We start from the raw sequence: 16,171 nt of genomic DNA, 5'->3' as shown, positions 1-16,171 counted from the left end.
CCTCACCGTCGCTGTCGGAAAGCGCCATAGTACGAGATGTCGGATGCGAGGCCCCAGTTGCCCGCCGCCAAACTCACCACATTGGACCGCACCGGGGCTTTAGTGCGTTTTCGTTGCTCCGGTAGACTCCGCCGACTGTGACGCCTGCCGAGTCCCGCGCCCTGCCCGCGCCGCACCCGGAGGCCGCCGCCGGCCCCGACGAACTGGTGACCTATCGCACACCGGTCGGCATCCTCGCCGGCCCCGCAGCCCTGACCGGCACGTCCAGCGCCCCGACCGACTCCCAGGGCACCCCCGGCGCCACGCTCGCCGCACCGGCCGAGGTCGCCGCGCCGGCCCCCGCTGACGCGCCCGCTGAGCCTGAGGCGCCGGCTGAGCCTGACGCGCCGGCTGAGGGCGCGGCGCCGGTCGAGCCCGAAACGGCTGCCGACGACGCGGAGGCGGCACCGACCACGGCCTGGTGGCGTCGCTTGACTCGACGGCGGCAGCACCTCGCCGTCGGCGGGTTGTTCCTGCTCGCCGCGCTCTGGGTGACCAGCCGCATCTGGCTTGACCCGTCCGGCCGGGTGGCCTCGCTCTACACCGGTGACCCGGCCCAGGTGCAGTTCTTCCTCGCCCACTCGGTACGCGTGGTGCTGCACGGCGAGTACCCGTTCTACACCGAGCAGTTCAACTACCCCGACGGCGTCAACCTGATGGCCAACACGGCAGTGCTGGCGCTGGGCATCCCGATGGTCCCGGTGACGCTGCTCTTCGGGCCGGCGGTCTCCTTTGTGGTGCTGGTGACGCTCGGGCTCGCCGGCACCGCGATGGCCTGGTATCTCATGCTGTCCCGTCATCTGGTGCGTACCCCGCTCGCGGCGGCGGTGGGCGGCTGGTTCTGCGGCTTCTCGCCCGCGATGTTGTCGCACGCGAGTTGGCACCCGAACATCATCAGCCAGTTCCTGCTGCCGTTCATCGTCTGGCGCGTGCTGGTCCTCACCCGGTCCCGCCGACCCGTCCGGGACGGGGCGCTGCTCGCCCTGCTGGTCACGGCGCAGGCTTTCATCAACGAGGAGATCCTGCTCTTCACGGCCCTGGCCTGCGGGGTGTTCCTGCTGGCGGTGCTCGCCCAGGAGCCGGCCCGTTGGCGGGCGGCGTGGCGGCCGCTCGGCGCCGGCGTGGCGACCTGCGCGCTGCTGGCCGGGGCACTGCTGGCGTACCCCCTGTACGTGCAGTTCGCCGGGCCGATGGCGTACCACGGGCTCAGCGACGCGGTGCGGGACTACGGCAACGACATCGCCGCGTTCTTCGCCCCCGGTTCGCCCACCCTCGGCGGCAACCAGCGGGCCAACGTGAACCTGGCGCCGAACTACTCCGAGGAGAACGCCTTCTTCGGTTGGAGTCTGTCGCTGCTCGCCATCGGCATCGTGGTCTGGCTGCGCCGGGAGTTGATCGTGCGAGCGCTCGCGGCGACCGGCGTGTTCTTCGCCGTGCTCTCGCTCGGCGAGCGGGTCTCCTGGTGGGACCGGGAGTTGTTCACCGGGCCCTGGCAGTGGTTGGTCCAATTGCCACTGTTGGACGCGGTGGTGCCGACCCGGTTCGGTCTGATCACCAGTGTGGTGATCGGTCTGCTGCTCGCGCTCGCCGTCGAGCGGGCCTGGGTGCTGCGCCCGGCCGAGCGGCGCACCGTTCGGACGCTCACCGCCGCAGGGCTGGCGTTCGCGCTGCTGCCGATCGCTCCGATGCCGCTGCGGATGGTCTCCCGACCTCCGGTGCCGGACTTCATCACGGCCGACCGCTGGCGGGCGTACGTCGGACCGGACCAGACGCTCGTGCCGATCCCGGTGCCCAGCATGGGTAACACGCACGGCATGCGCTGGGCGGCGGCCACCAACCTCGACTTCAAGATCCCCGGCGGTTACTTCCTCGCGCCGCGAAACGGAAACACCGGCGACGCGGGTCGGTTCGGCGGCCGACCCAGCGGTGTGGGCCAGATGCTGGAGGAGGTGGCGACCACCGGGCGTACGCCGAAGCTCGACGACCGGCAGCGCCGTCGTTTCACCGACGAGCTGCGCCACTGGCGGGCCGCGATCCTGGTGCTCCCGATCCGTCAGCAGAACTCCGAACCGCTCCGACGTACCGTCGAGGACCTGGTCGGCCCCGGCCGCCAGGAACTGGACGTCTGGGTGTGGGACGTCCGGGCGCTGACCGACCGTTCGGTCTGATGACCACCGGGACGACGTCCCCGACCACGGCGGCCCCGGCGGCGGCCCGCGCACCCGGCCCGGACCGGCTCCGGGACCTGCTGGTGGTGGCCGGGTATCTGGCCCTGGCCGTCGTGCTGACCAGCGCGCAGTGGAGGCACCCGTGGCGGCTGTTCCACCAGGCGGGCGACCAGATCCTCTTCGAGTGGATGCTGGCCCACGCGGCGCACGCCGTCGTCGAGGGGGAGAACCCGCTCTACAGCGCCGGGTTGAACGCACCCGACGGGGTGAACCTGATGGCGAACACCTCGGTGCTCGGCCTGGGTGTCCCGTTGACCCCGGTGACCCTGCTCTTCGGCTCTCAGGTCGCGTTCTGCGTGGCGGTCGTCTGCTGCCTCGCCGGCACCGCCGCGGCCTGGTACGCGCTGCTGCGCGCCCGCCTGGTCACCACCCGGACCGCAGCCGCCGTCGGTGGTCTGGTCTGCGGCTTCGCGCCGGGCATGATCGCCCAGGCGGGCGCGCACCTGCACATCGCCGCGCAGTTCCTGGTGCCCGCGATCCTCGCCCTGGTGTTCCGGCCCGCCCCGGACGCGGCGCACCGCCTCGTCGGAGTGTGGCGGCCCGGCGTCGTCCTCGGGCTGCTGCTCGTCTGGCAGGTCTTCATCGGCGAGGAGCTGCTGGTCTTCCTGGCGCTCGCGGCCGGGGTGTTCGCGCTCGGCTACGCGCTCGCCGACCGGGCAGCCGCCCGGCGGCTCGCGCCGGCCCTGTTCGGCCGGCTGGCGGTGGCGGCCGGGGTGGCGACGGTGCTGCTGGCGTACCCCCTGTGGTTCCAGTTCCACGGCCCGCAGCACTACTCCGGGATGGCGTTCGCCGCGCACGGGTTCCAGTTGGACGCCGCGTCGTTCACCGCGTCGGCCCGGCAGACCGTCCTGGGTGACGACTGGTTGCCGGGGCTGCTCTCGCCGAACCCGACCGAGGAGAACTCCTTCTTCGGCCCGGGGTTGCTGGTGCTCGCCGTGGTGATCGTGATCTGGCTGTGGCGGCGACCGTTGGTCCGCGCGCTGGCCGGCTGTGGGCTGGTGTTCGCGCTGCTCTCCCTCGGCACCGAGCTGCGGGTCGACGGCACCGCCACCGGCGTACCCGGGCCGTACCGGCTGGTCGCCGGCCTGCCCCTGCTCGACCTCGCGGTGCCGGCCCGGTTCGCGCTGGTCTGCGTACCGGTGCTGGGTGTGCTGGTGGCGCTCTCGCTGGACCGGGTGCGGGCGGCGCGCCCCCTGCCGGCCGCCCCCGGGCTGCCGGTGCGGTTGCTGTGGGCCGGCGCGGTGGCCGCCGCGTTGCTGCCGCTGACGCCGACGCCGATCCGGGTGGTGCCGGTCATGCCGGTGCCGGGGTTCGTCGCGGACGGCGGGTGGCGGTCCCTGGTGCCGCCGGACCGGACGGTGGTCGCCGTGCCTCCGGTCACCGGCGCGGCGCGGAGCCCGGTGATGCTCTGGTCCGCCCGTACCGGCCTGGCGTTCACCGCACCGGGCGGCTACTTCATCGGGCCGAGCGGACCGGACGACCCGGCGGCCCGCTGGGGCGCGCCGGACCGGCCCACGTCGGTGCTGCTGCGACGGGTGGCCGAGACCGGTGCGGTGCCGGTGCTGACCGACGCCGACCGCCGTCGGGCCGTCGAGGACCTGCGGCACTGGCGGGCCGCCGTGGTGGTGCTCGGTCCGCTGACGAACGGCGACCCGGTCCGTCGGACCGTCGACGACCTGCTCGGGCCGGGCCGCCCGGTGGACGGCGGTTGGGTGTGGGACGTCCGGGCCCAGGTCGGCTGATCAGCCCACGAGAGCGCGGACGTCCCAGACCCAGACGTCGTCGACCCGCTGCGGCGGCCCGAGCAGGCCGGTGACCAGCTCACGCAGCACCGCCTCGCGCGGGTGCGCACCGAGCACCACCACCGACGCCCGCCAGAACCGCAGGTCCTCGACGGCTTGGCGGCGGTTCTCGTCGGTCAGCGCCGGGACGGCGTCCTTGTCCATCGTGGAGTAGATGAGGGTGCTGGTGGGCCGGTTCGGCGCGCCGAAGACCCCCTCGCCCACCTCGTTCGGGCCGATGAAGTAACCGCCCGGGACGGGGAACTCCTGCCCGGTCAGCGCACTCCAGCGCAACGTCGGCAGGCCGTGCACGTTGCTCGGGATCGGCACCGGCACCAGGGTTCGGCCCGCCGGCACGTACGGTCGCCAGCCGCCCGCGGTGATGAAGTGTGGTGGTGGGTCGATCTGCTGGGCGGGCAGCGGCCGGGGGAAGAGCGGCAGCACGGCGAGGGCGACCGCCGCGTACCCCACCGGGCGCAGCCACCGACGGCGCGTCGCGACCGGCGCGGATTCGTCCGCCGCCACGGGCTCGCCGTCAGCCGCCGGAACCGCGTCGCCCGTGCGTTGCGCCGGGACCCGGGGCCGGTCGACCGCCGGGCGTCCCTGGCGGTGCGCGGCGTCCCAGGTCAGCGCGAGCAGTACGCCCACCGCGGCGGCCACCACCAGCGTCAACCGGGTCGGCATCATCATCTCGACCAGCGGCAGGTCGTCCGGCACGTACGACCAGGGACCGCGCACACCCGTCTCGACGCCGTCGAACCGCACCCGGGGCCCGATCGACGCCACGGTGAAGACGACGATCAGCACCGCGGCGATCCGGGCGGGAAGCGAGCGGCGGACGAGCAGCACCAGGGCGATCACCGAGAGCAGCACCAGCGGCCAGCCGAACCAGGTGTTCTGCTCGGTCAGCCCGATCGTCTTCTCCACCGCCGGGTCACCGGCCCAGGTGTCGCGGGCGAAGGTGACGAAGGCGACCAGGTCCTCACCCCAGTTGTGGAAGACGCCGCCCTGCAGGCCCCGGTAGGACTGCGGGCCGTTGAACTGGAACCAGATCGGGTACGCCGCCAGCACCAGGGCCAGTCCGCCGGCGACGCCGAGCCCGGCCAGGAACGTGCCGGCGGCGGCCCGGGTGGCCGCCGGGCGCTGCACGGCGTACGCCAGCACGACGACCAGGCAGGCCAGGGCGGTGAGCAGCAACATCTCCTCGTTGATGAAGATCTGGTACGTCACCAGCGCACCGAGCACCAGCCCGTTGCGCCGCCACCGTCCCGGCTCACCGAGGCGCAGCACCCGCACCACGATCAGCGGCAGCAGGAAGTTGGACACGAAGTTGGGTTGGCCGTTGGCGTGGTGGATGATTCCCGGCGCGAAACCGAGGAACGCGCCGCCGACGAAGGCCGCCGCGCGGGAGCGCACCAGGTGGCGGGAGAGCATCCAGTACCCGGTGCCGGCGGTGGCGGCCAGCGCCCCACCCAGGTAGAGCGCGTACATCACCTGGGGACCGAGCAACATGGTCAGCGGGGCCAGCGGCAGGGTCACCCCGAGCAGCGAGGTGTTGGCGATCATGTTCACCCCGTCCGGGGCGTTCTGCCGGGCCGTGAACAGCGGGTTCTCCAGGTGCCGCACCGAGTACGCGCCGTGCGCGAACAGCCACTCGAACCAGCTGTGGTCGGTGGGCAGGTGCGAGGAGACCCGACCGGTGACGTCACCCCAGTAGTTGAGGCAGACGAAGACGCCCAGCAGCACATAGGCTCCGAGTGCCAGCAGGTCGGCTCGGGCCGGGCGGCGTCGAGGCCGTCGTGTCGACTCGGCCTCGGCCGGGTCGGCGTCGGTCAGGGGAATCAGCGAAGGGTCTACCACCGGCACGGCCACGACGGGCCATCGTACAGGCGCGGTTCCGTCGCTTTTGCCGGCCCGGTGCACCCACGGCCGGTTTGCCGGACGGTGACCAGAGGTGACGGGAAGGACGGTCGTTGTCGATCATCGAGCTGGGCGAGGTTCGCGACGAGGCCGCGTCGGCGCCTGCGGTTCGCCGACCGCGCGCCGCCGGCCGCCCGCTGCGCAGCACGGCCGTGCTGATCCTCGCCCTGGTGGTGCTGCCCGGTGCCGCGCCGCTTTCGCAGCAGACGGTGAGCGTGCTGCCCGGCATCGCCGGTAGGTGCCAGGCGTCCCCGCCGATGCTGCTCTGCCAGCGCCTCGACGGCACCACCGCGTTCTGGAGGTGGAGGCGGTGACCGACTCGGTGATCGACCTCGGTGTGCTGCGGCACGGCCCGGATCCGGACCCGTCACCCCGTCCACCCCGCGCGCACGGTCGGCAGCTGCGCGCTGCGCTGGTCGCGTTGCTCGCGCTGCTCACCCTCGCCGCAGCCGGCGCACCGCCGCCCCGGCAGGTCGTGCTGACGCTGCCGGTACGGCCCGGGGCCGACGTGCTCGTCGACGGCGACCTCTTCGTGGTGATCGAGCCGACCAGCACGCCGTCGTCGCAGCAGCGACGACTGGCGGCGTATCGGCTGCCCGGCGGCGAGCCGGCCTGGCAGATGCCGCTGTCGGGGGAGGCCCGGTACTGGGGGATCTTCCCGCTGGGCGGGCTGCTGATGCTCACCGGGTACGAGATCGGGCCGCAGGGTCGGGACACGACGACCATCGCGCTGGACCGGGCGACCGGCGCGTACCGGTGGCAGCAACCGGGGAGCGCCAGCAAACTGGTCGACGGCAACCTGCTGCTGAGCTCCGGCGGCGAGAGCGAGCCGAGCGTCCTGCGGGCGGTCGACCCCTGCTGCGGCACCGTGCGCTGGCAGTTGCCCGCCACCACCGCCGAGATCAGCCCACACGAGACCGCGCGTGGGATCGATCGGCTGATCTTCAGCCCACCCACCGGGCCGGTCGAGGTGCGCGACGCGACCACCGGAGTCGTGCTGACCCGCTCCGACCTGCGACCAGCCGACGGTGGGCGATTCGGCCTGCAGGTGATGGACGACCTCCTGCTGGCCCTCGACCGAGGCTCGGGCACGGTCACCGCGTACGGCCTGGACCAGCTCGACCGGCGGTGGATCCGCCCGAACGTGAACGTCGACTTCGCGTTGGACTGTGGCCTCGTCCTGTGTCTGCGCACCGGTTCCAACCGACTGCAGGCGCTCGACCCGGCCACCGGCGAGGTGCGTTGGAGCAGCAGTCGCTGGGGGTGGGCGTGGGGGCACGAGGATCGACTGCTGGCCAACGTGCTGGGCCGCGGTGACTCGTCGGACCGCTTCGTCGTGCTCGACGCGCTCACCGGACAGGAGGTGGCCGACCTGGGCCGGTGGGACCTGTACGAACTGAGTCAGGGCGGCCGGCTGGTCGGCACCCGCAAGCATCCCGACGGCGGGGTGCTCGTCGGCGAGGTGGACGTCCTGGCCGGGGAGGTACGCGTCCTCGACGTGCTGCGCGACGCCACCGGCGAGTGTCAGGTGATCTCCTATCACCTGCTGTGCTCGGGGCCCAGCGGCACGTACCGGCTGTGGCAGTTGCCCGTCTGACTACCAGTTCGCCTGGGCCGGCCGAGGGGGCAGCGGCACCGACGGGGGCCGCAGCACGTACGCCACACCGCCGCTGCCGCGTTGCCAGACCGCCTCGAACCGTTGCCGGGGCACGGTACGGCGGACCGCGTCGTCGTCCGGGGCGTACGGGTCGTTGAGCACCGGGTCGCCGTCGGCGGTGAAACCGACCAGCACCATGAGGTGCCCCCTGGTGTCGTAGGGGAGCCCCGGAACCTCGTCGGCCCGGAACGCGGCGGACACGATCAGCGGGATGCCAGCCGCGACGAACGCCTCCGCCTCGGCCAGCGACCGGAGCCGGGTGACGAACGCCTCCACCCCGTACCGACCCGCGTACGCGGTGTTGAACGGCCAGTTGCCGGCCCCGGCGTACGCGTGGTCGTAGCAGTGCCGGGCGGCGTGCACCACCACCGGACGCGGGCCGGGCGGCTCCACCCAGGAGTAGCGCTCCGGCGTCGGCCCGACACCCCAGTAGGCGAGCACCATCGAGGTGCAGGTGGGGCTGCACCAGGAGTCGCCGCCCCCGCCCCACTGCGGGTACTGACCGGCGTGCAGCCGCTGCGAGTAACGGGGCACGTCCAGCACCCGCCCACGGGCAGCGGACGAGGCGGGCTCCGGCTCGTACCCCTGGTCGGTCGGGGTGGGGCCGGTGGCGACCGCGCCGACGCTGCGCAGCACCGGGCCGGTCGGGTTGCCGACCGGCCGGCACAGGGTCACCCGCGCCTGCCAGCCGGTGACCGTCGCCCCGGTCACGATCAGGGTGTCGGTGTCGACCCGGGCGTCACCGTCGCCCTGCCCGGGTACCGAGGTGCGTCGCACCGCCCCGTCGTCGGCCGCCCACCGGGCCAGCCGGTACCAGCCGGTGGCGGGCGCGTCGTCGTGCCAGCCACGTAGCTCGACCTCGATCCAGCAGCCGTCCGGGGTGTCGGCGGTCCAGGACGGCACCACTTCGGCGACGGCGAAGCCCACCCGCACCGGCGGTGACGTCCACGTGCTCCGCCCGTCGACGCCGTGCTCGTCGACGCCGTGCTCGCCGGCGTCGCTGTCCTCCGGCAGGTGGAAACCCCGGTACGCGATGTCCCGCCGGGTGGGAGGTGCCGCGATGGTCATGCCAGGTCCGTCCGTCGCTCGGTGCCGCCGGACAGCATCGCGTACGCCGACCTGGCCCGCAACGCCGACCGGTGCGGGCGGCGAGGGACGATGGTTGCCGGCCGGCACTAGGTTGTCGGTGGTCAGCAGCGAGGAGGCCGGGATGCGGGTACTGGTGGTCGAGGACGAGCGCAACCTCGCCGACGCGATCGCGCGCGGGTTGCGCAAGCGGGGGATGGCGGTCGACGTGGCGTACGACGGCGACGCCGGCCACGAGGCGGTGTTCGTCACCCGGTACGACGTGGTGGTGCTCGACCGTGACCTGCCGGGCGTGCACGGTGACCAGATCTGCGCCGACCTGGCCGCCTCCGGCGCGCTGACCCGGGTGTTGATGCTCACGGCGAGCGGCACGGTGGCCGACCGGGTGGAGGGGTTGCAGCTCGGCGCGGACGACTACCTGCCCAAACCGTTCGCCTTCGACGAGTTGGTCGCGCGGGTGCAGGCGCTGGGCCGGCGGGCGACTCCGGCCGCGCCGCCGGTGCTCGAACTGGCCGACCTGGTGCTGGACCCGGCCCGTCGGGTGGCCACCCGCGCCGGCGTGCCTGTCGACCTCACCAACAAGGAGTTCGGGGTGCTCAGCGAGCTGCTCAAGGCTCGTGGCGCGGTGGTCTCCAGCGAGGAGCTGCTGGAACGGGTCTGGGACGCGAACACCGACCCGTTCACCACGATCGTCCGGGTCACCGTGATGACGCTGCGCAAGAAGCTCGGCGACCCGCCGCTGATCGAGACGGTGGTCGGCGCGGGTTACCGCACCGCCGAGCTGAGCGCATGAGCCGCCGGTTGCGGCCCACCCTGCGGCTGCGGCTGACGCTGCTCAACGGGGTGCTGCTGATCGGCGCGGGGGCGATCCTGGTGCTGCTGGCGTGGCTGCTGGTCCGGGACGCGCTGCGCCCCACCGACGAGCTGCTGCCCGGCACGGTCGTGCTGCTGGCCGACGGCGAGTCGATGGACGCCGCCCAGTGGCAGCGGCAACTCGTCGACGCCGCCTCCGGGGAGCTGCTGGCCAAGGGCCTGGTGGCGCTGCTGGCGATCAGTGTGGTCGGGGTGGCCGGCGCGTACGCGGTGGCCGGTCGGGCGCTGCGCCCGCTGCACCAGGTCACCGCGACCGCCCAGCGGCTCGGTGAGGCCACCCTGGACCAGCGGATCGGCTACTCGGGCGCCGACGACGAGGTGGCCGAGCTGGCCAAGACGTTCGACGCCATGTTGGACCGGATCGCGTCCGCCTTCGAGGCGCAGAAGCGTTTCGTGGCGAACGCCTCGCACGAGCTGCGTACCCCGCTCGCCGTGATGCGGACCGAGATCGACGTGACGCTCAGCGACGACGACGCGGACGCCGCCGAATACCGTCGGATGGCGACCGTGGTCCGCGACGCCTCGGAACGGGCCAACGGCCTGGTGGACGCGCTGCTGGTGCTGGCCCGCAGCGAGGCGCAGGCCGGGCGGCAACTGGGTCGGCGGACCGAGTGCGACCTCGCCGCCGGCACCGTCAACGCGTTGTCGGCGATGCGCCGCGAGGTGGAACGGATCGGCCTGCGGGTGCAGACGTCACTGGAGTCCGCGCCGGTCGTCGGTGATCCGGGGTTGCTCGACCGGCTGGCCGGGAACCTCATCGAGAACGCGGTCCGCTACAACCACCTGCACGGCCGACTGTGGGTGCGTACCGGCACCGACGGCGTGCGGTCCTGGCTGGTGGTGGGCAACACCGGCTTCGAGGTGGACCAGGCCGACGTGCCGGGGCTGTTCGAGCCGTTCCGGCGCGGTGGCCGGGAACGCACCGGCGCGCGCGGCTCCGGCCTCGGGCTGTCCATCGTCCGGGCGGTGTGCACTGCGCACGGCGGGACGGTGCGGGTGATCGCGCAGCCCGGCGGTGGTCTGGAGGTGACGGTGACCCTGCCGTCGGCGGACGCCCCGGTGGTGCCCGGAACCGTGTCCGCCGCCGGCTGATCGGGGTTGCGCGCCCCGCTCGGCGGATGGAAAGATCGCCGGGTCAGCTCGGAGAGTGAAAGGGGGTGCGTCGATGTCCACCAGTCCTGGCTCCGCACCCCGGGTCTTCGCAGGCTGACCCCGGGCGGCGGAGCGTCCCCATCCGACAGTGGAGGGACCACCCGTGTATCCACGGATCCGCAACATCAGTTTCGACTGTCACGACACGTACGCCCTGGCCGGCTTCTGGTCGGCAGTGCTCGGGTACACCCGGCACGGCGAGGACGCCCCCGGCGATCCGGAGGCGGCCCTGCTGCCGCCGGACGGGACCACCCCGAACCTGTTCTTCCAGGAGGTGCCGGAAGACAAGGTGACCAAGAACCGGGTCCACATCTGCCTGGAACCGGTCGACCGGACCCGGGACGAGGAGATCGAGCGGGTGCTCGGCCTCGGGGCCACCATGGTCACCGATTGCCGGCACACCGACGGGACGGGCTGGGCGGTTCTCGCCGACCCGGAGGGCAACGAGTTCTGCGTGGTCCGCAGCGCCGGGGAGCGTGTCGCCACCACCACTGTGGAGGACCAGCTGTGAGTTCGATCATCCATAACATCAGCATCGACTGTCGCGACACGTACGCCCTCGCCGGCTTCTGGGCGCAGGTCTTCGACTGCCCCCGGCAGCCCGACGATTTCCCCGGTGACCCGGAGGCGATGCTCCTGCCGCCGGGTGGCCCGGAGGTGCTGTTCATCGCCGTGCCCGAGGGCAAGACGGTGAAGAACCGACTGCACCTCGACCTGCAACCCACCGACCGCAGCCGGGCCGAGGAGGTCGAGCGACTGCTCGGCATCGGCGCGACGCTCGTCGCCGACCAGGTCGGCCCGACCGGCGGCGGGTGGGTGGTGCTCGCCGACCCGGAGGGCAACGAGTTCTGCGTACTCGGCAACAGGGCCGAGCGGGCGGCGGCAGCGGCGGCACGGGCCGCGGCGGCGGTTGCCGAACCGGCCTGATCGCCGGCACAGGGCACGAGGCCCCGGCCACCTTCGGGTGGTCGGGGCCTCGGTCGTCGACGGCTCAGGAGCGCTGCTGGACCTGGCCCCGGATCGTGACGAACTCCGCCTTCGTCTGGTCGGCCGTCTTGAAGTACATGACCACCATGCCCAGGCTGCCCCGGTCGGCCCACACGCAGACGCCGAGCGGCACGCTCTCGGCCTTGCCGTCACCGCACTTCGCCTCGCCGCCGAGCGGACCAGGATCGACGGCCGCAAGGTTGGTCACCGTCAGTTCGGTGGAGAGCCCGCTGATGGCGTCGTCCAGCTCCTTCTTCGGGTCCGCCAACAGCCCGGACGCGCCGGCGATCATGACGAGGTCCTGCTTGGCCGGGTCCCCGTAGAAGGCCCCGACCGTGCTGGTCTCGTTCTGCACCATCGACTTCATCTCGGTGACCATCTGGTCGGCGGCGGCCTGCAACTCCGGCTCCGTGACCTTCGGCCGGCCGGCGAGGGTGGCCGGCGCGACCAGCCGGGTCTTGGTGGCGTCGACGACGTCGCCCACGTCGTCCTTGACCGTGAACCAGACGGCCGCCACGCCGCCGAGGCAGACCACCAGCAGCACGGCCAGCACGATCAGGATGATCTTGCCGACGTTCGACTTCTTCGCCGGTGGCGGGCCCGCGAACTGGCTGGGATCGCCGTACGGCTGACCCGGCTGCGCGGGCGGGAAGCCCTGCTGCTGCGGTGGCGGCCAACCACCGGGCTGCTGCGGCTGGCCCGACTGACCGGGCTGCTGCGGCGGGGTGGGGGAATCATGCGGCGGGCCGTAGGGACTGGCCGGCGGCTGGGACATTCAGTCAACTCCAAGGTGGGGTGCAAAGCGCGTGATCCTAACCCGCTCAGGACTCCGGGCGTTGTCCCTGCTGGGGGCCCCTCCGGCGCCGGGCTGATCGCAAACGGTCGCGGTGGTACTGCGCTCGGTCAGGCCGGCAGGCTCGCCGCCCCGCGCGGCAGGAACCGCTGGCCGGTGACCCGCTCGGACGTGCCGGTGCGGTCCAGGTACGGCGTGACACCGCCCAGGTGGAACGGCCAACCAGCGCCCAGGATCATGCACAGGTCGATGTCCTGCGCCTCGGCGACCACACCCTCGTCCAGCATCAGCCGGATCTCCTGCGCGAGCGCGTCGAGGGCGTTCTGTCGTACCTGCTCGGCGGTCAGCGGCTGGTCACCGACGACGAGCAGCTTGGCCACCTCGTCGTTGACCTGGTCGTCGACCACGATCGGCTGCCCCGAGTCGGCGATCCGCTTGAGGTTCTCGCTGACCCCGAACCGGTCCGGGTACGCGGCGTGCAGGGTGCCGCCCACGTGGTACGCGACGGCCGGCCCGACCAGTTGGAGCAGGGCGAGCGGACGCATCGGAAGGCCCAGCGGGTCCAGGGCGCTGTTCGCCACGTCCAGCGGGGTGCCCTGGTCGACGGCGGCGAAGACGGTGCCCAGGAAGCGGGTGAGCAGCCGGTTCACCACGAAAGCCGGCGCGTCCTTCACCAGCACGCTGGACTTCTTCAGTTGCTTGGCGACCGCGAACGCGGTCGCGAGGGTGACGTCGTCGGTGCGCTCACCCCGGACGATCTCCAACAGCGGCAGCACGGCAACCGGGTTGAAGAAGTGGAAGCCGACCACCCGCTCCGGGTGCTCCAGCTCGGCGGCCATCTCGGTGATCGACAGCGAGCTGGTGTTGGTCGCGAGCACCGCCTCCGGAGAGACGATCTTCTCCAACTCGGCCCAGACCTGCTTCTTGACGCCCAGGTCCTCGAAGACCGCCTCGATGACGAAGTCGGCGTCCGCGAAGGCGCTCTTGTCGACCGTGCCGCTGACCAGGCCGTACAGCTTGGCGGCGGTGCCCTTGTCCATCCGGCCCCTGGTGACGGCCTTCTCGATCTGGGTGTGCACGTAGCCGACGCCCTTGTCCACCCGGGACTGGTCGAGGTCGGTCATCACCACCGGCACCTGGAGGCGGCGGGCGAACAGTAGCGCCAACTGGCTGGCCATCAGGCCGGCGCCGACGATGCCGACCTTGGTGACCGGTCGGGCCAGGCCCTTGTCCGGCGCGCCGGCCGGGCGCTTGGCCCGCCGCTGCACCAGGTCGAACGCGTACAGGCCGCTGCGCAGCTCCTCGGAGAAGACCAGGTCCGCGAGGGCCTCGTCCTCGGCCGCGGTGCCGGTCGCGAAGTCCGCGTCCTTGGCCGTCTCCAGCAGGTCGAGAGCCTTGTACGCGGCCGGAACAGCGCCGTGCAGCCGCTGGTTGAGGGTCTCCCGGGCGAAGTAGAGCACGCCCGCCCACATGTCCTTGTCGACCTCGGGCCGGGTCACCGTGACCTGACCCCGGACGACGCCGGCGGCCCACTCCAGGGACCGCTCCAGGAAGTCGGCCGGCTCCAACAGGATGTCCGCGATGCCCAGCTCGGCGGCCTGCTTCGGCTTGAGCATCTTGTTCTGCATCAGCGGGTTCTGGATGATCACCTGGGTGGCGGCGGGGATGCCGATCAGGTTCGGCAGCAGTTGGGTGCCGCCCCAGCCGGGCACCAGACCGAGGGAGACCTCGGGCAGCGCGAGGGCCGCCGCACCGCCGGAGAGCGTCCGGTAGTGGCAGTGCAACGCCAACTCCAGCCCGCCGCCCATCGCCGCGCCGTTGACGAACGCGAACGTGGGCACGGTGCTGTCCTTGAGCCGGGCGAAGACCCGGTGACCGAGCCGGCCGATCTCCAGCGCCTGCGCGCGGTCGGCGAGTTGCGGCAGGCCGACGATGTCCGCGCCCACACAGAAGATGTACGGCTTGCCGGTCACCGCGATGAACGCCGGGTCGGCCGCGAGGGCGGCGGTGATCGCCTCGTCCAGGCTGGCCAGCCCACCGGGGCCGAAGGTGTTCGGCTTGGTGTGGTCGAAGCCGTTGTCCAGGGTGATCAGGGCGGCGGGGCGGTCCAGCCCCGGTACGTTCACCGAGCGCAGCAGCGCCCTGGTGACTACCTCGTTCGCTGCCTTCACTTGTCGCCCTCCGTCCAGTGCGGGTTCTCCCAGATGACCGTGCCGCCCATGCCGATGCCGATGCACATGGCGGTGAGCCCGTAGCGGACCTCGGGGTGCTCGGCGAACTGGCGGGCCAACTGGGTCATCAGCCGCACGCCGGACGACGCGAGGGGGTGACCGATGGCGATCGCGCCGCCCCACGGGTTGACCCGCGCGTCGTCGTCGGCGATGCCGAAGTGGTCGAGGAAGGCGAGCACCTGCACGGCGAACGCCTCGTTCAGCTCGAACAGGCCGATGTCGTCGATGCTGAGCCCGGCGAGGCGCAGCGCCTTCTCGGTGGACGGGATCGGTCCGATGCCCATCACCTCCGGCTCCACCCCGACGAACCCGAACGACACCAGTCGCATGGCGACCGGCAGACCCAGCTCGCGGGCGGTGGCCTCGTCGGCGAGCAGGCTCGCGGTGGCACCGTCGTTCAGGCCGGCCGCGTTGCCCGCGGTCACCTTGCCGTGTGGGCGGAACGGGGTCTTCAGGGTGGCGAGCTTCTCCAGCGAGGTGTCCCGCGGGGCCTCGTCCACAGTGGCCAGGCCCCAGCCGCCCTCCGCGTCGCGGATCGACATCGGCACCAGGTCGTCCTGGAGCTTGCCGTTGGCGTACGCCTTGGCGGTCTTCTGCTGCGAGGCGAGCGCGAACGCGTCGGTGCGTGCCTTGGTGATGTGCGGGACCAGGTCGTGCAGGTTCTCCGCGGTGGAGCCCATGACCAGCGCGGACGGGTCGACCAGCTTCTCCGCGATGATGCGCGGGTTGGGGTCGACGCCCTCGCCCATCGGGTGACGGCCCATGTGCTCGACGCCACCGGCGATGGCGACGTCGTACGCGCCCATCGCGATGCCGCTGGCCACGGTGGTCACCGCGGTCATCGCCCCGGCGCACATCCGGTCGATGGCGAAGCCGGGAACGGTCTTGGGCAGCCCGGCCAGCAGCGCTGCGGTGCGGCCGATGGTGAGGCCCTGGTCGCCGATCTGGGTGGTGGCCGCGATGGCGACCTCCTCGACCCGCTCCGGTGGCAGTTGCGGGTTGCGCCGCAGCAGCTCACGGATGCAGCGGATCACCAGGTCGTCGGCGCGGGTGTTGGCGTACATGCCACCCGCCTTGCCGAACGGGGTACGGACGCCGTCGACGAAGACGACATCTCGAACTTCACGGGGCACTTGAGCCTCCTATTCGACCGTGATTCGGCCTTCGCGCCGGGCGGCACGCCGGACCGAACAAGGGTCGCCGACACGGGCACGTTCCCCCGAATGCTACTCGCCAGTAACCAACCCCGTCCCCGCCCCCCGATGTGGCCCACCCCACACCACCACCCACCGACCCGCCCGCCCCTCCACCGCCCCCGCCCGTCCAGCTTTGGACGATCATGAGGTTGACGGCGCTGTGGATCTTCTGGAGGCCCGTCAACCTCATGATCAACCGGGCTCAGGGGCTCAGGGGCTCAGGGGCTC

General features: G+C 72.3%; 13 protein-coding genes. 8 read left to right on the top strand and 5 right to left on the bottom strand.

The genetic code is table 11. From position 1 onward, the window contains the following. The first annotated feature begins 137 nt into the window (after window positions 1-137). On the top strand, window positions 138-2,207 hold the full coding sequence (locus ABGB10_RS28175) for a hypothetical protein (protein WP_347664024.1): 2,070 nt from the start codon (window positions 138-140) through the stop codon (window positions 2,205-2,207). Next, the gene (locus ABGB10_RS28170) at window positions 2,207-4,009 is read left to right on the top strand and encodes a hypothetical protein (RefSeq protein WP_347664023.1); all 1,803 of its coding nucleotides are present in this window, start codon (window positions 2,207-2,209) and stop codon (window positions 4,007-4,009) included. Before ABGB10_RS28175 ends, ABGB10_RS28170 begins: the two co-directional genes overlap by 1 nt. On the opposite strand, the gene ABGB10_RS28165 is transcribed toward ABGB10_RS28170, so the two are convergent. Next, window positions 4,010-5,908, bottom strand: a complete 1,899-nt coding sequence (locus ABGB10_RS28165; RefSeq protein ID WP_347664101.1) for a hypothetical protein — start codon at window positions 5,906-5,908, stop codon at window positions 4,010-4,012. 113 nt (window positions 5,909-6,021) lie between these two features. On the opposite strand from ABGB10_RS28165, the gene ABGB10_RS28160 reads away from it, so the two are divergent. Then, window positions 6,022-6,282, top strand: coding sequence for a hypothetical protein (locus ABGB10_RS28160; RefSeq protein WP_347664022.1), 261 nt, complete (start codon window positions 6,022-6,024; stop codon window positions 6,280-6,282). Then, a complete protein-coding gene (locus tag ABGB10_RS28155) occupies window positions 6,279-7,565 on the top strand; it encodes a PQQ-binding-like beta-propeller repeat protein (protein ID WP_347664021.1) in 1,287 nt (428 codons plus the stop codon). The genes ABGB10_RS28160 and ABGB10_RS28155 overlap by 4 nt, the downstream gene beginning before the upstream one ends. Here the strand turns inward: ABGB10_RS28155 and ABGB10_RS28150 are convergent, their stop codons facing one another. Then, window positions 7,566-8,693, bottom strand: a complete 1,128-nt coding sequence (locus tag ABGB10_RS28150) for a peptidase C39 family protein (RefSeq protein ID WP_347664020.1) — start codon at window positions 8,691-8,693, stop codon at window positions 7,566-7,568. It abuts the gene before it with no gap. A gap of 142 nt (window positions 8,694-8,835) precedes the next feature. On the opposite strand from ABGB10_RS28150, the gene ABGB10_RS28145 reads away from it, so the two are divergent. The 4 genes from ABGB10_RS28145 (at window position 8,836) to ABGB10_RS28130 (ending at window position 11,663) form a co-directional block, all read left to right on the top strand. Further along, window positions 8,836-9,504, top strand: coding sequence for a response regulator transcription factor (locus ABGB10_RS28145; protein WP_347664019.1), 669 nt, complete (start codon window positions 8,836-8,838; stop codon window positions 9,502-9,504). Beyond that, window positions 9,501-10,676: a HAMP domain-containing sensor histidine kinase gene (locus tag ABGB10_RS28140; protein WP_347664018.1), complete on the top strand. Its 1,176-nt coding sequence runs from the start codon at window positions 9,501-9,503 to the stop codon at window positions 10,674-10,676. Before ABGB10_RS28145 ends, ABGB10_RS28140 begins: the two co-directional genes overlap by 4 nt. Before the next feature lie 163 nt (window positions 10,677-10,839). Beyond that, window positions 10,840-11,247, top strand: a complete 408-nt coding sequence (locus ABGB10_RS28135; RefSeq protein ID WP_347664017.1) for a VOC family protein — start codon at window positions 10,840-10,842, stop codon at window positions 11,245-11,247. Further along, window positions 11,244-11,663: a VOC family protein gene (locus ABGB10_RS28130; RefSeq protein WP_347664016.1), complete on the top strand. Its 420-nt coding sequence runs from the start codon at window positions 11,244-11,246 to the stop codon at window positions 11,661-11,663. The genes ABGB10_RS28135 and ABGB10_RS28130 overlap by 4 nt, the downstream gene beginning before the upstream one ends. Window positions 11,664-11,727: 64 nt before the next feature. Here the strand turns inward: ABGB10_RS28130 and ABGB10_RS28125 are convergent, their stop codons facing one another. The 3 genes from ABGB10_RS28125 to ABGB10_RS28115 form a co-directional block, all read right to left on the bottom strand. Then, window positions 11,728-12,498: a hypothetical protein gene (locus ABGB10_RS28125; RefSeq protein WP_347664015.1), complete on the bottom strand. Its 771-nt coding sequence runs from the start codon at window positions 12,496-12,498 to the stop codon at window positions 11,728-11,730. Window positions 12,499-12,626: 128 nt separating this feature from the next. Further along, entirely contained in the window at window positions 12,627-14,687 is a 2,061-nt protein-coding gene (locus ABGB10_RS28120; RefSeq protein WP_347664014.1) for a 3-hydroxyacyl-CoA dehydrogenase NAD-binding domain-containing protein, read from the bottom strand. Next, window positions 14,684-15,880, bottom strand: coding sequence for a thiolase family protein (locus ABGB10_RS28115; protein ID WP_347664013.1), 1,197 nt, complete (start codon window positions 15,878-15,880; stop codon window positions 14,684-14,686). The genes ABGB10_RS28120 and ABGB10_RS28115 overlap by 4 nt, the downstream gene beginning before the upstream one ends. Between the last annotated feature and the right edge of the window lie 291 nt (window positions 15,881-16,171).

Origin of the sequence: Micromonospora sp. B9E7 (genome assembly GCF_039871815.1) — a bacterium.
Classification (GTDB): Bacteria; Actinomycetota; Actinomycetes; order Mycobacteriales; family Micromonosporaceae; genus Micromonospora.
The sequence above is the reverse complement of the archived record's forward strand: the minus strand, read 5'-3'. Positions and strand labels throughout refer to the sequence as shown.